The organism is Cohaesibacter marisflavi (assembly GCF_900115225.1).
Classification (GTDB): domain Bacteria; phylum Pseudomonadota; class Alphaproteobacteria; order Rhizobiales; family Cohaesibacteraceae; genus Cohaesibacter; species Cohaesibacter marisflavi.
Genome location: NZ_FOVR01000006.1, coordinates 135,557 through 152,667, shown reverse-complemented (window position 1 = coordinate 152,667; position 17,111 = coordinate 135,557). Strand labels below are relative to the sequence as shown.

Sequence of the window (17,111 nt, the reverse complement as noted above, 5' to 3'; positions counted from 1 at the left end):
CGTGCGGGTATCTTGTTCTGGAATATGCCTGCTGTTGGTCTGACATGGTCTAACCACATGCGGTTTTTGAGTTCGAGCCTTGCTTATGAAATTTCCGCAAAGTCTGCTGGAAGAAATAAGAGAACGCATTCCTGTGTCCGACGTGGTCGGGCGCAAGGTTAAATTGCGTCGTCAGGGGCGGGAATATGCCGGTCTTTCGCCCTTTAACAAGGAAAAGACACCCAGCTTCTTCGTCAATGACCAGAAGCAGTTTTATCATTGTTTTTCCTCTGGCAAGCATGGTGATATCTTCAAATTCTTGATGGAAACCGAAGGGCTGAGCTTTCCTGAGGCCGTCGAGATGCTGGCAGGGCAGGCTGGGGTTCCGCTACCCGATCCGGACCCGCAGGTGCAAAAGCGCGAGCGCGAGCGGGCCAGTCTCTATGACGTCATGGAGATGGCGACCAAGTTTTTCCAGCTTCAGTTTCATTCGGAACTGGGGCGCGAGGCGCGCACTTACGCCAACAACCGGCGACTGACAGAGGAAACCATGCGGACGTTCCGTATGGGATTTGCTCCCAACAGCCGGGATCACCTGAAGAGCTATTTGCTTGAGCATGGCGTCAGTGAACAGGATATGCTGGACACTGGCCTGATCATCAAGCCTGATGATGGCCGCCCCACCTACGACCGCTTCCGCAATCGTCTGATGATCCCCATTGAGGATGAACGCGGACGGGTCGTGGCTTTTGGTGGTCGTATTCTGGACAAGGATGGCAAGCCGAAATATCTCAACTCTCCGGAAACGCGCCTCTTCTTCAAGGGCAATATGGTGTTCAACGCCCATCGGGCGCGGCAGGCGGCCTATGAAGCGGGCTCGGCAATCGTCGTGGAAGGCTATATGGATGCCATTGCGCTCTATCAGGCCGGAATTCGTCATGTGGTTGCGTCTCTGGGGACGGCCTTCACCGAGCAGCAGATTGCACGCATGTGGCGCTTTTCCAATGAGCCCTATATCTGCTTTGACGGTGACCGCGCCGGTCGGCAGGCGGCTCATCGCTCGATTGAACGCATTCTGCCCAACCTGAAGGCTGGTTATTCCTTCCAGTTTGTCTTTCTGCCCAATGGTCAGGACCCCGATGATCTGGTGCGCGAAGGCGGCGCGGATGCCTTTGCCCCGGTTTTGGGGCAGGCGCGCAGCCTATTTGACGTGATCTGGGAGCGGGAACTGGAAGCCCAACCGGCAGATACACCCGAACGCAAGGCCGCTCTTGAAAAGCGCATCGAGGATCTGGTGCGTCTGATCAAGGATGAGCGCGTGCAGCGTCAGTATCAGATGAGCTTCAAGTCGGCTTTGTCGAATTTTTTCTGGCAGCAGGAGCGCGATCGCCGCGATCAGAACCGCAACCGCTTCTTTACCGGTGGCGGTGCCCGTGCGGGCAAGGGGGCCGGACCCTCCAGCGCTCTACAGGCTTCGGGTAATGTGTCCCGTGCGCCAGAGATCGGGCAGTCGACGGAATATGAATATTGCCTCATCGGGCTCTCTATTCATATGCCCTACCTGTTTGAACAGTTTGCCGAGCAGGTTCTGTCCGTGCCATTTCAGAAGGAGAGCCTCGAAGCCTTCAAGTTTGTGCTCTCGCACATTATCTTTGACCAGAAGGCGCGCACCTACAAGGATATCTATGATCAGTGCCCGGACAATCTGCGGGAGCTGCTTGATGATATGCATGGGGTTGAGGTGCGTGATGGTAATGGCAAGGTCATCCATCCATGGGGTTGGCGTCTTGCTGGACGCCGCAGGGTGCATCAACTGGTCTATAAGCCCAGCCGGTTGTTTCTGGAACGGCTTTTCCAATCCTATCTCAATGTACTCGAAGTGCGAGAGACAGAGAAGGATCTGGAAAGGGAGATGGCTACTCTTTCTGCCGGAGTGGACGAGGGGGCGTTTCATCGCATCCAGTATCTGACCAACGAATTGCATCGGCGCAGGGAAGAAAATCTGCGCGAGGAGCAGGAACTCAGCGAGCTTTACGACCAGATGAAAAGCGGCAGCGAAAGGGTTTCTCTGGAAGAGGTGCTGCTGCAATTGGCTGCGCCGGTCGATGAAAGCGCCTGAGTCTATCTGATTCGTATTTCTGGCGAATCAGATGCACGCGTCGGGTTTTGTCCTGTTTTTTGCGGATTTGAGAATAAAAACCGTAAAAATGATTCGAAAAGTCTCCCAAAACAATGTTTTTTCTGCTCTTGGGGGTTGCCGAATCGAATCGCTGCGCTAAATATCTAGTTCCGACAGCCCCATGCGCCAAATGTCAAGTTGGCGAAGAAGTGATTTATGCTGCGGATAATCGAACGTGATCTGAAGCCGGGGACTTTGCCGTCTAACCGGCCTGTTTTTGTGGATATATGTGCAGGGGATCGTTGTGACTGCACCAAGCAGGCTTGGGTTAAGAGGCGTTTAACGAACCCATCTATATGAATGTACGTGAGTCCTGAACATCATGCGGTTGTTGCGAGCACCGGCATAATTGCATGACCTACCGTTCGTACGAGTGGATGCCGAAGCAGACGCCCCACTAAACCGGGTGTCTTTGGAGACAGGAATGGCAACAAAGGCAATGCAAAACGACGACAAGACCAACAGCGAAAGCTCCAATTCGGACGCGCCGCTGTTGGATATGACGGACACTGCTGTCAAGCAGATGATCAAAACCGCCAAGAAACGCGGTTACGTCACTTATGATGAGTTGAACGAAGTTTTGCCGTCGGAAGAAGTTTCATCTGAACAAATCGAAGACACGATGTCCATGCTATCTGACATGGGGATCAATGTGATCGAGTCAGAGGAAGCTGAAGACAACGAGTCGGAAAGCAATTCAAAGGATCTGGTCGAAGCCAAGAGCTCGACCGCTGTTGCTAAGACGACAACCAGCAAGGAACCGACAGATCGGACCGACGACCCTGTGCGCATGTATTTGCGCGAGATGGGCTCGGTGGAGCTTTTGTCGCGCGAAGGCGAAATCGCTATTGCCAAGCGCATAGAAGCCGGCCGCGAGGCTATGATTGCCGGTTTGTGCGAAAGCCCTCTGACCTTTCAGGCTATCATCATCTGGCGTGATGAATTGCTTGAGGGCAACATTCTTCTGCGCGATATTATCGATTTGGAAGCGACCTACGCCGGCCCCGGCAACGAGGACGAAGAGGAGGACGATTCCGACGATGAAGCAGATGGCGAAGAGGAAAGTGCAGCAGCGACCCCTGTGGTTGAGGCAGCCGCCAAGCCTGCCGCTGTCGCCGGGCAGAAGCCTGCCAACGATGAGGAAGAAAAGGCCGAAGGGGAAGGCGAGGGTGATGATGATGAGGATGACGAGGATGATCTCGAAAACAACCTCTCTCTTGCCGCAATGGAAGCCGAGCTGAAGCCTAAGGTTCTGATCATTTTTGACCAGATTGCTGAAGATTACAAAAAGCTGCGTCGTTTGCAGGATCAGCTTGTCGAGCAGCGTATGGCCAACAAGTCTCTGTCTCCCAGCCAGGAGCGTCGCTACGACAAGCTCAAGGAAGACATCATTGTCGAGGTCAAGAGCCTGTCCTTGAATCAGAATCGTATTGATGCTCTGGTCTCCCAGCTCTATGAAATCAACAAGCAGCTGGTTGGCCGCGAAGGACGTCTTCTGCGTCTGGCTGAAGCCTATGGCGTCAATCGGTCCGAGTTCCTCAAGAACTATCAGGGCAACGAGCTGGATCCGAACTGGATCGAACGCGTTTCCCAGTTGACGAGCCGTGGCTGGAAAGAATTTGTCCATCACGAAGGCGATCGGATTCAGGATCTGCGCGAAGACATTCAGGTGCTCTCTACCGAGACCGGTCTGGAGATTGGCGAATTCCGCCGCATCGTATCCTCCGTGCAGAAAGGCGAGCGCGAAGCCCGTCAGGCCAAGAAGGAAATGGTGGAAGCCAACCTGCGTCTGGTTATCTCCATTGCCAAGAAATATACCAACCGTGGTCTGCAGTTCCTCGATCTTATTCAGGAAGGCAATATTGGCCTGATGAAGGCGGTCGACAAGTTCGAGTATCGCCGCGGTTACAAATTCTCGACTTATGCCACATGGTGGATTCGTCAGGCGATCACCCGCTCGATTGCGGACCAGGCCCGTACGATCCGTATTCCTGTGCATATGATAGAGACGATCAACAAGATCGTGCGGACGTCGCGTCAGATGCTGCATGAGATCGGTCGCGAACCAACACCGGAAGAGCTCTCTGACAAATTGCAGATGCCGCTTGAGAAGGTGCGCAAAGTCTTGAAAATTGCCAAGGAGCCAATCTCTCTGGAAACCCCGATCGGGGACGAGGAAGATTCTCATCTGGGCGATTTCATCGAGGACAAGAATGCGATCCTGCCCATCGATGCAGCCATTCAGGCGAACCTCAGAGAGACCACGACCCGCGTTCTGGCTTCCCTGACGCCGCGTGAAGAACGCGTGTTGCGTATGCGTTTCGGCATCGGCATGAACACCGACCACACTCTGGAAGAGGTTGGTCAGCAGTTCTCCGTGACGCGCGAACGTATTCGTCAGATCGAAGCCAAGGCGCTGCGAAAACTCAAGCATCCAAGCCGCAGCCGCAAGCTGCGCAGCTTCCTTGATAGCTAGAATCAACTGACTATCAATCTGAATCACGAAGCCCGGACAAGTCATTGTCCGGGCTTTGTTTTTTGGGGCTTTCTTGAAGTGATTTCAGGCCGAATGTCATGTGCGATCAGCCTTGAAAAGACAGCTCTCTTCTGGCTTTAAGTTTCACAAGAGAGTCCGCTTGTTCACAAAAGGATTCAGGTTGGTTAGTCGTCCTTGAGGAACCAGCTGGCATTCACCGTGATGGTGATTTCCATCTCGCCCTTTGCGACGGGGACGGCAGAGTCAACGGCTTCCATTTTGGCCGCGCGCATCATCATCGGCTGAGGGCTTCTGAAACCACCTGACTCCGAGAGGCTCTGAAGAGAAGAGAGATCGGTGCCAAGTTGCTTGGCATAGAGCTCGGCCTTATGACGCGCATCGGACAGGGCTTCCTTGCGGGCTTCGTCGAGCAGCTCATCCTTGTTGGAGATGTCGAAGTTGAGGCCGGAAATATCATTGGCGCCCGCATTGACCAGTGCCGTCAACACCGTACCGACCGATCCCAGATCATGGATGCGCAGGGTTGCCCGATTGCTGACGACATAGCCGACCACTTCCGGTGCGCGGGGCTGGGTGCTGCTATCAGGATAGACCAGTTGTGGATGAATGTTGAAGTTGGAGGTTTGAATATTCTTTTCTTCAATGCCTGCCTTTTTCAACTCTGCCATCAGCTTTGCCATCTTGTCATTGTTGTCTGCCAGAGCAGACTTGGCGTCCTTGGCTCTGGATTCCACACCTGCCGACAGGATGGCCATATCAGGAGCGGCGCTCAGGCTGCCTGTGCCGGATACAGAGATGGTTCCGGTATTCGTCTCTTCGGCGCCTGCGGGCAGTGCAGTCAGGAAAAGAAGAGTGGTCAATGCGATCAGGCTTTTGTTCATGATACTGGGGCTCCCCAAAATAAATAGGACCCTGCCTTGATAGTCAGAATGCCGGTAGGTCCGGCTGTCTCTGGCAGGTGGTTTGATAAAGAGGGCCATCTTTTTCCAGCTTTGTGGCCGGAGTAGGGTAGGGAGCGGGCTTGTGTATTAGAAGGTGCAAGAATGCGGTGGCTATCCACTGATCGCTTTGTCGGGGCTTGCCTGCAAAGACAATTCAGTATAGTTGAAATGCACCTGAAATTCAGGGCCTGTAGCTCAATTGGTTAGAGCCGACCGCTCATAACGGTCTGGTTGGGGGTTCGAGTCCCTCCGGGCCCACCACCTCACCTGTTTTACGATTGTTCCTCAATCACTTAGTTGAATTGTGGACCAGATTTTTTAAGCCTCTGGTCCACTTTACCACTCCATCGACTCAATTTTGCTTACTGCGCTCATGGCGAGTCGTCTGCGTTCTGCACCTTTTGTATAGACTTCTGACGTCTTGGTATCGCTGTGACCAAGGATTGCCATGATCTCGTAATTAGTGCATCCCTCACACGCGAGCAGCTCTCCAGCGGCTTTTCTGACGCCATGGCTTGAGAGGTGGTGCAATCCAGCTTGGTCGCACCATTTTCTCATTCGGTTGCCAAGCGCTTTCTCTGATTTGAAGGCTCTGCCGTGTTCCGTCAGGATGTATGTTTTGCCTTGAACGGTCTGCGTGCGGATCGCCTTTAAGAGTGGTGGCAGCATTGGGATCTCAACATAAGTCGAGTTTTTCTTACGTGGTTGCCAACCAAGCCATTTCCTGCCGTCAAGATCGAATTCTTGTCCTCTGCCGAGCCATATGGCATCCCCGATCCTGCATGCTGTGAACATGAGCAGAGTGAGATACAAATGGGCAGTTGTTCCGAGTTGGTGGGTTGATCGGTATTGCTGGAGGTCTTCAATAGACCACGGAGTAGCTCCGCTTGTTGGCTTCCTGTTTAGTTTGGTCACGCCAACAGCCGGATTATCAAAGCAAATCCCTTTTTCAATGCCCCAATTGTACATGGTGCGTATTGTCTTGACCATGTTGTCCGCCGCGCCGGGGGTCTTCATCATGTTGTCGCGGATCTCGACAACCGCCTTTTTTGGCATGGCGAGCACTTTGTCAGGATATGCGGTGCGCAGTCGGATAAGGAAGGATTTTTGCTGCGCGAGCGTGTATTTCGATTTAAGACCTGCCTCAACCTCTTTTTCAAGTTGCTCTTGATAAAGGTGGGTTAGCCAAGCCAGAGAGCCGCGTATCGCTCTTTCTTCTACTGGGGTGGTTGGGGATAGCTGGATGCCCTTGCGCGCCGCTAGATACAGCTCAGAAAATTCTTTGTGTTCTGGCCCTGCCTTTAGTGTGATCTTTTTATTCGGGTTGCCCTCAACCCTCACACGATATCGTGTTTCACCTGTCGGCAGGGTCTCTTTTGTCAAGCCGGTATAGCGCAGTTTCATCATGAGGGCTTAATCCCATCCCTTGAGTTGCGGATTGCTCGGCGTGTCTTTACTGGCAACATTCTGGATCTCGCCGTTGCCAAACACAAGCCTGACTTGTTTTGGCTCAATGTGCATCTCTGAAATGCCAAGGCCTTGGCCCTTGGCTGCTTTGATGGCACGCTCGATCTGTGGTTGCGTAATGTTGCCGGTTCTTTTGCTTGCAGCGCCCATGGCAGCCTCCTCAACTGGCGATCATTGGTGTGATGATGGTCGCGGCTTTCATGATAGCGAGATAGGTGCCGAAGCCGAGGGCGGAAAGGGTGACTGCGATTGGGATGATCAGGCGATCCATTATTGTGCTCCTGTGGTGAGGTGGACAGTGGTGCGGTCGGGAATTGCCGGGCAATTCCCTAGAATGGGATATCGTCGTCCAGATCGTCGCGGGTGCGGCTGTCTGGGCCGGTTGGTTGATCGCCATAGCTGTCCGGCTCGGCTGGTGGTGGCCCGCCTGCTCCAACCTTCTCCAGCATGGTTAGGGCGGCGTTGTAGCCCTGCAACACCACCTCGGTGGTGTAACGGTCCTGACCGCTCTGGTCTTGCCACTTGCGGGTCATGAGCTTGCCCTCAAGATAAACCTTCGAGCCTTTCTTGAGATATTGCTCGGCGATCTTGCAAAGGCCTTCGGCGAAAATGACAACCCGGTGCCATTCGGTTTTTTCTTTCCGCTCGCCGGTGTTTTTGTCCTTCCAGCTTTCGCCTGTGGCAAGGGACAGGGTACAGACGGGGCGACCGTCTTGGGTGCGGCGGATCTCAGGGTCTTGCCCTAGATTGCCCACAAGGATGACTTTATTGACTGATCCAGCCATTGGATGGCTCCTCTCTAACTTGCAGCCCGTTCGGGGTTGCGTTCCGCCATGCGGTCAGGGATATGCTGCTCCACCCGGTCAGCCCAAAGAGCGGCTGCGCTTTCGGGTGCGCGTGGCATGATGGGGTGCTTGGTGATCGCCGCGCCTTTGGTCACGCTGCTTGCATGGCCGCTGCCCATGTCGCGCAATTCCGCTTGAATGGTTGCGCTCTGTGCTGCGATCAAAAAACGAAGGGTGCCAACGTCTGGATGACGCTCAAGCCCTGCGGCAAAGCGTATCGAGGACCGTATCCGGGTAATGTATGGATCATCCTGCCCAATTGGCTTGATGTTGGCGCTAAAGCGGTGGCTGTCGTCCAGCTCCTCGATCAGCGCCATGACTGGCTCATCAAAGGCCGAATGTGCAAAGAGCAGCAGGGCCTCAAGCTGGAAATCGGTTGGCGCGATCTCGGCGAGGTTGAGCAGATGATCGGCAAAGCTATAGTGACCACCGAAAAGCAACGGCATCCAAGGCTTGAGGGCGAGGAGCCTGCCGAGCAGGCGGAAATCGATGTCGTGCGGCTCTGGCAATTGCGGCATAGAGCGGCGCTCAGGGAGAATAAAATGCAGTGTCATCGTGGTTTCTCTGTATGGGGCGAATGGTTCAAAAGAGAATGGAGGCCCATACGCCAATCATCGTCATAAAGGTGATCAAGCTGCCAAGAGCGAGAATGTCCCGAATGATCATGGTGTGAGCCTTTTCTGATGGGATAGAAAGGAGGGGCGGATCCGTTGCGATTGGGAGGAGAAATCACCAATCCACCCCTCAGGTGCTCACCCCTCGCTCGTCGCTAGATAAGGGGTGAGGTGGGGAGGCCTCCTCCTAACGTCCGCTTGCGCGCCTCAAAAGGGCGAAGGCTTGGCCGGATGCGTCAAAGGCGCTGAGGGCGTTGTCCGCGATTTCCTGTTCAAGCTTGATTGTCACCGGGCTGTTGCTAAACCAGTCTTCCAGTGTGCTGCGAATGGCATCAAGCTCATCCTCATTGCGGCGCTTGCTGAGCAGCTTCCACTGATAGTTGGAAGGCCAACGATAGGTGCGGCTATTGATGATTGCGGTGGTGCCTTGGTGAAGATAGGGGCTGGCTGTCGCCGATAGATTTGTGACTGTCATTCTGCAAAGTCCGGGTAAAGTTCTTTGCATTATTGAAATTCACAAAAAGTGAATAGTCAACAAAAAAATTCACAAAAAGTGAATAACTTATAATTGTGGTTGTGGCGATCTATTTCTATCTTGTTCTGGTTGTTTGGGGGAATGGGGTTTTTTAGGTGTGAATGCGGTTGTGTTGTGCATATAGGTTGAAAAGTAAAGAAAATCTTGATTTGTTCTTATTTTGTTCTCATTGTAAGGGAGGGGAGACTTAAGAGTGTAAAATGAGTGATGAGTTGAGATTGAAGTTGATGTTAGAGGCTTGTTATGTGTCGGGGTTTTCGCTTGATGTGTTGGAGTTGCTCACGCGTGGTCTGGACGCCCAAGCTACCCGCATTTGTTGTGGTAATGTATCGGCTCTCCCTAAAAACAAAAAGTCGAGTGACACCCCATAGACCTTGCTGATTTTTAGAGCACCTTGAAGTGATAAGCGTTGGTTGCCTTTTTCCCAGTTATTTAGCTGGGTAGGCAAAATTTCGACGCTCGATGCGAAATCCTTCTGCTTTAGGTTCAAATGGTCTCTCAGCCATTTGACTCGCTCTGCGACTTTTTCCATGGATGCTTCGTCTGGTGTTTTCATAGCGCTTATTTTGCACAATTCACAAAAAATGAATATTTCTAAAAACTAATCTTGACTAAATTCACTTTTAATGAATTTATTGAGGCATGGAACATGCTCGCAATATCATATCTTCGTTGGGCTCTCGTGAGGTCGCTGAGCGCCTAGGAGTAAAGCTACCCGCCATTAGTAATGCCGTTTCTTCCGGTCAGTTTCCTGCTGCATGGTATCGCGAGTTGCGAAATCTGGGGCAAGAAAAGGGCGTTGTGGTGCCTGACAGGCTATTCAATTGGAGGCGGGCGGCGGATGACGTCGATGATTAGCCAGTTTTTCGCCCTGTCTGGCCAGCTTTTGGCCGAGGGTTGTGGCTTCCTGCCGGAAAGTCTCGGCGCTCATCTCTCTCAGGTCTGCCGGGTCGTCTTTATTCCGGTTGTTTTTCATTGCCTTGATCTCCTGTGGTTGATGACCAGTCTGCAAGACTGGTCAGCCTCGGTCCATGTTTTTTCGCGGGGTCCTTGCTCATGACTTATGCGCTTTCCAACAAGAAAATCAGTGCTCTTTTGGCAGCTAGCCGCCTAGATCTCGATGCGGCGGGCGGTGCGGAGGCTGTCTCGGAAATTACCGGCTATCGCGCCCAATCCCTCGACCGGATGGCGCGCCCGAAAGAGCCGGATGATCCCAGTCGTCAACAAAGCATGTCTTTGCTCGTCTTGGCTGAGATCATCCTTTTCAGTGAGGGGCGATCTAACAACGGGGTCAAGCGTCTTGCCGATCTTGCTGGCATGATCGCTATCCCCAAGCCTGACGGCTGTCAGGTGGGGCGCGGCCATGCTGCATTCTGTGCTGTCACAGAGGAGTTCGCCGGTCTGGTTAAGGCCCTATCTGAGGCGCTCGCGGATGATGGCAAGGTCAGTGCTCAAGAGATTGTTGATCAGGATCTATGCGGCAAACTGCAGGCCTTGGCGCGGGTTTGTATGACCCTTGAGGCGCGTTACACGGCGCGCGTTGAGGAGGGCGAATAGATGCCCGACAAGCGAGCAAAGCTAGTGCCGTCAAAGCAAGCGCCAACACATTGCAATGCAATGTGTGAGAGCGTCCATCCGCATCCAAGACTCTTTCTCTCAAAACAACTGGCCAAAGAGCTGACCCGCATGGGTGAGGTCTGTGCTGGCGTTGTGTTTGGTGATGATGTCACCCTCGTCAACATGTCTGCCGGTGGTGTGATCTATGGGATTTTCCTGTCTAATGAGGAAGAGCTTGAGGCTTTTCTCGATGAGCAAGCCCGACTCCATGTAGAGGGGGGCGTTTGATGATTGTAGGCTCGTTGCTATTTCATCCTATATCGTTGAATAGCTTCTTCGATTTCCAGTTTCCGGTTTTTAAGCTCGGAAGCCTTATCCTCGATCAATTTCTCGAACAACCTGAGAAAGCTCTCTGCAACTTTCTCCGCTTCCTCGAAGGAGGCCCTGTTCGCGATATTTGCTTTTTCTTCGAGTTCTCTCAACTTGGTGAGAGCAAGTTCCTCGATTTCGCTCTTAAGGTCGTTCCAGATATCGCTTCTTTTTGGTGGTTTTGTTTCGAGGAATTTCGATTGGACTTCTTTGAAATGCTTTTCGGTGCGTTCAAGCAGATTGAGCTTGGCAGTATCAGCAAAAAAACCGCCGAATTCTGGTCGGAAATCGAGCTCTTTTACCGCCTTCTGGCCGGTCCTGATAGAACTCAATATTTCGTTGATCTCTTGCCGCTCATCTTTGAACTCTGGTATCCGAGCCTGCAGTTTAAGCCAACTAAGCGTTATCAGAGCCACTATTGCCGCTATCCAGCCAGAGAGAGCGGAAGCCCATTCCCTGAGGCAGGTTGCTGCAGGCAAATCAGACTTATCCGATGTTCCGGTACAGAATGTATCGAACCAACCAATGAGATAACCTACATACAAGACTACGAGGAGGCAGGAGAAACTGCCGATAGATATGCCCCACATCGTGCGGCTATCAATAGTGACGTGGACGTTGCTGAGTTTGCTCATTGGACATTGCCTCTTTGCCATTCTTGGTTCTGCTTATCAAAGGTTGCGAGGGTCGCGCAATGACCCTCCTCATCGATCAATCCAAAAAGCCAACTCGATATAGAAGCAACGAGGCATGCGTGAAACATTTTTGCATGGCCAGGGGCTGCTCCAATTGGGGCGCATTCGGCATCGGGGCCTCATTCAAAGCGGGCAAGCCGGGGCAATGGTTTTGCTCTGAGCATATTGCTCAGGCGCATAAACAGCTCTGCACTGAAACCCGTAAGCCTTCCGACATTCCTGACTATTTGTTGCCGCAACCCGTCCGCGCTCGCAAGGCACGGCGTGAGCGCAATTTTAAGAAACAACAAGGGGTTTTGCTATGACAGACAAGGAAACTACGTTGCCGCCGTCAATGCTGGAACATGCCTTGGCGCTGGCCGAGAGGGGCTTCGCTGTCTTTCCAGCCAACCCAAGCAACAAGAAGTCACTCATCAAGGCTTGGCAGGAAAATGCCACCAAAGATCCCGATCAGATCCGCCAATGGTGGGCGCGGTGGCCGCGTGCGTTGATCGGCGCTCCGACTGGCTGGGGCTGTGATTTGTGGGTCTTGGACCTTGATGCAAAGGTCGATGAGGCGACCGGTGAAGTGATCGAGATCACGGATTTGATCGCTATTGTCGAGGCGGCTATCGGTGAGCCTTTGCCTGAGACACTAGCAACCGCAACACCAAGGGGCGGGCGGCACTTCTTTTACCGCATGCCGGGCGATGGTCGGGAGGTGCGCAACCGCAACCCGCTGATGGAAAATATTGATGTCAGGGGTGAGGGGGGATATGTCATCGTGCCGCCTTCGGTGCGGGCTGACGGTGCGGTCTATCGTTGGGCCGTTAATAACGATCCTGTTGAGGCTCCTGAGAGCCTGTTGGATCTGGTGATCAAGCCAGTCGAGCAGGAGGGGCCTGAGGGCGGTGCCCCTCCGGCGGCAATGGGTGACTTTCAATCGACCTTGGCCAAGGAGGATGAGGCTGTCCGCAAATATGCGCTGGCGGCGATGGATGGCGAGTGTCATGCGGTGCGCAGTTGTGGCAAGGGCGGGCGCAATACTCAGCTCAACAAAGCGGCCTTTGCTATCGGTCAATTGGTCGGCGCTCAGGTGGTGTCGCGCGCGATGGCCTTTGGCGTGTTGCAGGATGCGGCGCAAAGCAATGGTCTGATGAAAGATGATGGCGCTAAGGCCGTCCAAGCAACAATCAATAGCGGGCTGAATGACGGGGCCAATCACCCGCGAGACCTGTCTGAGATCCGCGCCAAGGCCGCGCGGCGGGCTGCTCGCTCCGGGTCTTATCCTCCAGCGCCAAGCCCTGATGATTATGGCGGATTTGCCGAGGATGACGGCGGCGCTAAGGGTGAGGAAATTCAGCCTGATAAGCCGGACCAAGCGGCGGAAACTAGCCAGGAGGATGCGGGCGCCAATAAGGCTAAAAAGAAGCGCAAAAAGAAATCATCCTTTTCCGCTCCACCAAAACGCTCTGATGGATCGGCGCTTTATTCGGCCTTGGATCGTGAGCTGGCCGAGCTGGAGCGCAATGATCTGGGCAATGGTGAGCGGCTACAGGCCCGTTTCGGGCAGGATTTGCTCTATGTGCGCGATATTGGTTGGCACCATTGGTGCGGCTCGCATTGGACCGAGGATGGTGCACTTGAGCATGTTCACAAACGCGCGCATGAAACCGCAAGGGCAATGCAGGATGAGGCAACCGCCTTGCGTTTTGAGCCTCCTGAATGGCTAGAGAATGAGGAGGAGATCTCCGAATTTGCCAATAGTCATTTTGGCTTTGCCATTTCCTGCGGCAATGCCGGACGGATCGCCAACATGATCGCCACGGCTCAGAATTACATGACGGTTGAGCCCTCTGAAATGGATGCCGATCTCATGGTCATCAATCTGGAAAATGGGTCGATGCGGCTTGAGGGCGCGTGCGAGACCTTGAAACCGCATAGGCGTGAGGATCGATTGGCAAAAGTGATGCCAGTTAGGTATGACCCTGAGGCGCGGTGTGAAGTGTTTCAGCGATTCATGGATACGGCGATCCCATGCAAGAAAAAGCAAGCCTTCCTGCAGGTCTGGGCGGGCCTCTGTCTGACCGGCCTGACGCGAGAGCAGAAATTCGTTTTCAATTTCGGGGAGGGTGGCAACGGCAAATCCGTGTTTATGGATTTGCTGGCCAAGATGATGGGGCCCTATGCGGCGACAATCAACTTTTCGACCCTTTTAAAGGATGACCGCAAGCGCGGCTCCGAGGCGACGCCTGATCTTGCCCGGTTGCCCGGTAAGCGATTGGTCAAGGCCTCTGAGCCTGAGCGTGGATCGGTCTTGGCCGAGGCGGTCATCAAGGAAATCACCGGTGGAGAGCCTTTGCAGGTGCGCAAGTTGCGTGAGGATTTTTTTGAATTTTTCCCGCAATTCAAGCTCATGGTTTCGGGCAATCATCGGCCCTCGATCCGCTCGGCTGACCGAGGCATCTGGCGGCGCGTGGTGTTGTTCCATTGGGATCAAAATATCCCTGAGGATCAACAGGACAAGGGCTTGCCCGACAAGCTATGGCAAGAGCGTAGCGGGATCCTCAATTGGCTGCTGGATGGCGTCAGGCGCTATCTGGAGGATGGTTTGCAGGTGCCTGACGTGATTACCAAAGAAACCCAAAACTATAAGGAGGATAGTGACCCGCTTGGGCGCTTCATTGCCGACTGTATCGAGCGCGCTCCGGGCGAGGAGGTCAATGCCACCACCCTCTATGAGGCCTATTGCTCATGGGCGCGGTTGAATGAGGCACCGATCTATAAAATGACGGGCTTTGGCCGCGCCATGGTGGAGCGTGGTCTGGAGAAGCGCAAAAAGCGCACGGTGAGCTATCTCAATATCCGGTTGGATTATGTCATGCCCGATGCTGGCAACGTGCATGATGGTCCACCTGTGCCGCCTGTGCCGCAAAGTGTGGAGGATTACAACGGCTAAAAGGGGCGCAACTGTCGCCAACTCTCAAATAACTGTCGATTTGGAAAATGCAGTCTTTTCAATGCTGCGTAGAGGGCTGCGATAGTTGCGAGGGTTTTGGCGGCAACAAGGCTCATGTGGGTGTGTGGGTGTATGTGCGTAACCTTTTAACCTCATATAACTGTCTTAACTGTCTACCCATTTAGGTAGGGAATTGAAATATTTAAATAAAACGGTCCGACGGTTTTCTTTTTGACTGTCAATTGACCGTCGAAAAACTATCGTCCTTGTAAGATTTGACAATAAAGGCTCGAAACATGGTTGAAATTTACAAATCCGGTCCGGTCTTACCGTCCAATGCAAACGCTAAGGTTTATTATCACGCGCCTGCCGTCCAAGTTCGTCAGGAGAGTGCAGCGCCTAAGCCTATCGGTATTGTTGGCCTCCTGCGGTGGGTCTATGGCGATCAGAAGGCTGATCGAGTAATTGGCTATCAGGCAGATGATGCGGTCTTGGGTTTTGCCAATGCCAACGGCACTTTTGACCGGATCGAAGAAATGGGCGTTATGATCTCCGGCTCCGGCCCTGTTGGGCAAGATCTGGATCCGGCGGCGCTGGCTGTCCATGAGACGGTTTGCGATTATGCGGGCAAGGGGCAAGAGCAGGCCATGCGGGCGGGTGCCGTGGTTCTCTATGCGCGTGCCGGGTTTGAGCCGGGTGTGCTCTGCGAGTTGCCGCCTTTGCGCTGCTATGATCTGAACAAGTGTAGTTATTGGGCCGATGACCAGCGGTTGAGTTTTATCCCCAGCAACATGTTGCGCAAGCCTGCAGGCTATGACGGGCCATATATCCGCAAGGGGCAGGCCTGTGATATTGCCTTTTCCCGCGATCATGCAACCCATGCCAACGAATTGAAAAAGTGGGAGATTTGGGCCTGTGGCCTTGAGGAGATCCATGCCATGATCCCGCGTCTGCATCGTTGGATACTCAAGCCCTTCGAGCTGCCGCCATTCGTCAAACGGACGCCGGATCCGGTTGAAGGCTCACTTTATGGGTTGTGTAATCAAATCGTTTGACATAGCTTTTAATAGTCGAAAATCACCCGCGATTTGCTCACGTAGCAAGCGCGGGTTTTTTGTTGGCGTTCCTTGTGGTGAGGTGAACCCGCTCTGGCTTGATTGTCCGGGCGGGTTTTCTCATGGCCGATTTGGAGCAACGCGATGTGATTGATGTAGATCTATCCAACTTCGAGAAGACGCTCGACCTCATCCAGACGATGGGCAACAAGTCACCCCGGATGCTGCAAGCAACAGTCCGCCAAGCGGGGCGGCGAGCTATGACGCCATGGCGTCAGGCCACTGCCAAGCAGGCAGGCGTCAAGGCGCGCAAGATCCAACGCTCAACCAAGACCAAGAGTTACGCAAGCGCGGGGGAATTCATCTATGAGATTCGCGTGCGAGCAGAGTGGTCTTACCTGACCGAGTTTAGCCCGGCCCAAACCGATGAGGGGATCGAGGCCAGCCCTTGGGGCTCGCGTCAAATCTTTGCCGGGTCTTTCTTCGGTACGGTTGAGGCGGGCAAGTCAGACAAGTCTCATCTTGGCGTTTTCATTCGCCAGACTGAGGACCGCCTGCCGATCCGCCAACTCTATGGCCCAAACGTGGCAATAGAAGGCGCACGCGGCAAGGCTGCGGATACGTTCGAGAAAGAGAGCGAGGAGGCCCTCAATGCTACCCTACAACAAGAGATCGCTCAGCTCTTCACCTGATCCAGCCCCTCGGCTAACCCGGTCAACCTGCTCAAAGCGCGCGGGTCCTTCCAGCCCCCGCACCTCACGCGGGGTTGTAACCTCCCGTGGATTTTCTAGTTAAAACTATGTTTTTGTTGGGTTAACGCGGTTAACGGGGTTAACGGAAATGGTCGGTCAGGTTAACAGCGAGACGCTTTTCAAGACGGTCACCGAGCTTGCAGAGATGGAAGGGGTCTCAAAAGCAGCGATCTCCAAACGCCTCAAAAAACTTGAGGCTGCTGGGCTGGAGCTAAAGCGAAATGATCGGGGGCATATTGTCGGGGTGCCGGTTGCTGATTATGAGGCGCTTGCCAATGTGACGATTGACCCGATCAAGGTTTCGGCGGCGCGTCCCGAGGCTGGCAAAACGCAAGTGGATAGCCTGCCTAGCTCGCTGGGGCCATTGCCGGGATCGTTAGAGCATAAGCGGCTGGAAGAAAAACAGCTTGATATTGATCGTAAGAAGCGAGCCGAGGCCCTTGAGATGGGGCAACTGGTTCGGCTCGACCTGTTGCGGCCCGCTCTGGAGCGGGCGGGCAAGGTGATCCAAGCCGGGATTAACCGGCTGGAGAATAGGGCCGATGACCTTTGTCTGGCGGCTGAGAAAGGGTCGCATGCGGCGCGGCTGGAGTTGAAAGGATATTCGGCTGAGATCTGTGACCTTGTAGCCAAAGAGCTGGCAGCGATTGCTGCTGAGGCCCCTGAAGGAGATCCGCCGCTATAGTTC

General features: G+C 53.7%; 18 protein-coding genes and 1 tRNA gene. 10 read left to right on the top strand and 9 right to left on the bottom strand.

Annotation, left to right across the window (positions count from 1 at the left end):
- Positions 1-85: 85 nt before the first annotated feature.
- A complete protein-coding gene (gene dnaG / locus BM258_RS13160; RefSeq protein WP_090072989.1) occupies positions 86-2,098 on the top strand; it encodes a DNA primase in 2,013 nt (670 codons plus the stop codon).
- Positions 2,099-2,582: 484 nt separating this feature from the next.
- Complete coding sequence (gene rpoD / locus BM258_RS13155) at positions 2,583-4,634, top strand: RNA polymerase sigma factor RpoD (RefSeq protein ID WP_090072987.1); 2,052 nt, start codon at positions 2,583-2,585, stop codon at positions 4,632-4,634.
- A gap of 185 nt (positions 4,635-4,819) precedes the next feature.
- Here rpoD and BM258_RS13150 read toward each other — a convergent pair whose 3' ends face one another.
- Positions 4,820-5,536, bottom strand: a complete 717-nt coding sequence (locus tag BM258_RS13150; RefSeq protein ID WP_175528062.1) for an SIMPL domain-containing protein — start codon at positions 5,534-5,536, stop codon at positions 4,820-4,822.
- Positions 5,537-5,780: 244 nt separating this feature from the next.
- On the opposite strand from BM258_RS13150, the gene BM258_RS13145 reads away from it, so the two are divergent.
- Positions 5,781-5,857, top strand: a tRNA-Ile gene (locus BM258_RS13145).
- Positions 5,858-5,932: 75 nt separating this feature from the next.
- Here the strand turns inward: BM258_RS13145 and BM258_RS13140 are convergent.
- The 7 genes from BM258_RS13140 to BM258_RS24485 form a co-directional block, all read right to left on the bottom strand.
- The gene (locus BM258_RS13140; RefSeq protein ID WP_210186739.1) at positions 5,933-7,003 is read right to left on the bottom strand and encodes a site-specific integrase; all 1,071 of its coding nucleotides are present in this window, start codon (positions 7,001-7,003) and stop codon (positions 5,933-5,935) included.
- 6 nt (positions 7,004-7,009) lie between these two features.
- Positions 7,010-7,213 (bottom strand): hypothetical protein, encoded by a 204-nt coding sequence (locus BM258_RS13135; RefSeq protein ID WP_090072983.1) that lies wholly within the window; start codon positions 7,211-7,213, stop codon positions 7,010-7,012.
- A 179-nt stretch (positions 7,214-7,392) separates the two neighbouring features.
- A complete protein-coding gene (gene ssb, locus BM258_RS13130; RefSeq protein ID WP_090072981.1) occupies positions 7,393-7,848 on the bottom strand; it encodes a single-stranded DNA-binding protein in 456 nt (151 codons plus the stop codon).
- Between the two features lie 14 nt (positions 7,849-7,862).
- On the bottom strand, positions 7,863-8,462 hold the full coding sequence (locus BM258_RS13125) for a hypothetical protein (RefSeq protein WP_090072979.1): 600 nt from the start codon (positions 8,460-8,462) through the stop codon (positions 7,863-7,865).
- A 247-nt stretch (positions 8,463-8,709) separates the two neighbouring features.
- Complete coding sequence (locus tag BM258_RS13120) at positions 8,710-8,997, bottom strand: hypothetical protein (RefSeq protein ID WP_090072977.1); 288 nt, start codon at positions 8,995-8,997, stop codon at positions 8,710-8,712.
- A 301-nt stretch (positions 8,998-9,298) separates the two neighbouring features.
- Positions 9,299-9,613, bottom strand: coding sequence for a helix-turn-helix transcriptional regulator (locus BM258_RS13115; RefSeq protein ID WP_090072975.1), 315 nt, complete (start codon positions 9,611-9,613; stop codon positions 9,299-9,301).
- A gap of 264 nt (positions 9,614-9,877) precedes the next feature.
- Complete coding sequence (locus BM258_RS24485) at positions 9,878-10,033, bottom strand: hypothetical protein (RefSeq protein WP_175528061.1); 156 nt, start codon at positions 10,031-10,033, stop codon at positions 9,878-9,880.
- 80 nt (positions 10,034-10,113) lie between these two features.
- Between BM258_RS24485 and BM258_RS13105 the strand changes: the two genes are divergently transcribed.
- On the top strand, positions 10,114-10,614 hold the full coding sequence (locus tag BM258_RS13105; RefSeq protein ID WP_090072971.1) for a phage regulatory CII family protein: 501 nt from the start codon (positions 10,114-10,116) through the stop codon (positions 10,612-10,614).
- The gene (locus tag BM258_RS13100) at positions 10,615-10,902 is read left to right on the top strand and encodes a hypothetical protein (RefSeq protein WP_090072969.1); all 288 of its coding nucleotides are present in this window, start codon (positions 10,615-10,617) and stop codon (positions 10,900-10,902) included. It begins immediately after the preceding gene.
- A gap of 17 nt (positions 10,903-10,919) precedes the next feature.
- Here BM258_RS13100 and BM258_RS13095 read toward each other — a convergent pair whose 3' ends face one another.
- On the bottom strand, positions 10,920-11,618 hold the full coding sequence (locus BM258_RS13095) for a hypothetical protein (protein WP_090072967.1): 699 nt from the start codon (positions 11,616-11,618) through the stop codon (positions 10,920-10,922).
- A 59-nt stretch (positions 11,619-11,677) separates the two neighbouring features.
- On the opposite strand from BM258_RS13095, the gene BM258_RS13090 reads away from it, so the two are divergent.
- From BM258_RS13090 to BM258_RS13070, 5 genes are all read left to right on the top strand, one after another.
- Positions 11,678-11,983 carry a hypothetical protein gene (locus tag BM258_RS13090; RefSeq protein ID WP_139229273.1) on the top strand — a complete coding sequence of 102 codons (306 nt, stop codon included), beginning with the start codon at positions 11,678-11,680 and terminating at the stop codon, positions 11,981-11,983.
- The gene (locus BM258_RS13085; protein ID WP_090072964.1) at positions 11,980-14,616 is read left to right on the top strand and encodes a phage/plasmid primase, P4 family; all 2,637 of its coding nucleotides are present in this window, start codon (positions 11,980-11,982) and stop codon (positions 14,614-14,616) included. The genes BM258_RS13090 and BM258_RS13085 overlap by 4 nt, the downstream gene beginning before the upstream one ends.
- 296 nt (positions 14,617-14,912) lie before the next feature.
- Positions 14,913-15,671: a hypothetical protein gene (locus BM258_RS13080; RefSeq protein ID WP_090072961.1), complete on the top strand. Its 759-nt coding sequence runs from the start codon at positions 14,913-14,915 to the stop codon at positions 15,669-15,671.
- 122 nt (positions 15,672-15,793) lie between these two features.
- Positions 15,794-16,363 carry a hypothetical protein gene (locus BM258_RS13075; protein ID WP_090072959.1) on the top strand — a complete coding sequence of 190 codons (570 nt, stop codon included), beginning with the start codon at positions 15,794-15,796 and terminating at the stop codon, positions 16,361-16,363.
- Positions 16,364-16,511: 148 nt separating this feature from the next.
- Positions 16,512-17,108: a winged helix-turn-helix domain-containing protein gene (locus BM258_RS13070; RefSeq protein WP_090072957.1), complete on the top strand. Its 597-nt coding sequence runs from the start codon at positions 16,512-16,514 to the stop codon at positions 17,106-17,108.
- Positions 17,109-17,111: the final 3 nt, after the last annotated feature.